At 71.1% G+C, this 522-nt stretch carries 1 protein-coding gene; it reads left to right on the top strand.

Going from position 1 to position 522, the window contains the following annotated elements; all coding sequences use genetic code 11:
• Positions 1-112 precede the first annotated feature (112 nt).
• The coding region (locus G7A99_RS24500; RefSeq protein ID WP_163144679.1) for an S-adenosylmethionine:tRNA ribosyltransferase-isomerase at positions 113-522 on the top strand (410 nt) is incomplete at its 3' end.

The raw sequence follows: 522 nt of genomic DNA, 5'->3' as shown, positions 1-522 counted from the left end.
CAGTATACGTCAGCCGCGGACACCCCGTGAAGGCGCCGGCGGGGCGCGGGGATTCGCCGCCGTGCGGCGGCCCTGATACTATCGCCGGCTGTTCGATAACGGCACGGCCCCAATGGATCGCAGCGACTTCCACTTCGAACTGCCCGACGAGCTGATCGCCTCCCGCCCGTTGGCGGAGCGGACCGCGAGCCGGCTGCTTTGCCTGGACGGCGAGACCGGTGCGGTTGCCGACCGCCGGTTCACCGATATCGCGGGGCTGCTTGCACCCGGGGATCTGCTCGTACTCAACGACACCCGTGTCATCCCCGCGCGCCTGCATGGCTGCAAGGAGAGCGGCGGGCGTGTGGAGGTGCTGGTCGAGCGCCTGACCGGCGAGCACGAGGCGCTGGCGCACCTGCGCGCGAACAAGACGCCGAAGCCGGGGGGACGGCTGGTGCTGGAGGGCGGGATCGAGGCGGAGGTCGTCGCGCGCGAGGACGCGCTCTTCCGGCTGCATTTCGCCGGCGACACGCCGCTGCTCGA

Source organism: Arhodomonas sp. KWT (assembly GCF_010993615.1).
This window is presented reverse-complemented; position numbering and strand designations above follow the sequence as displayed.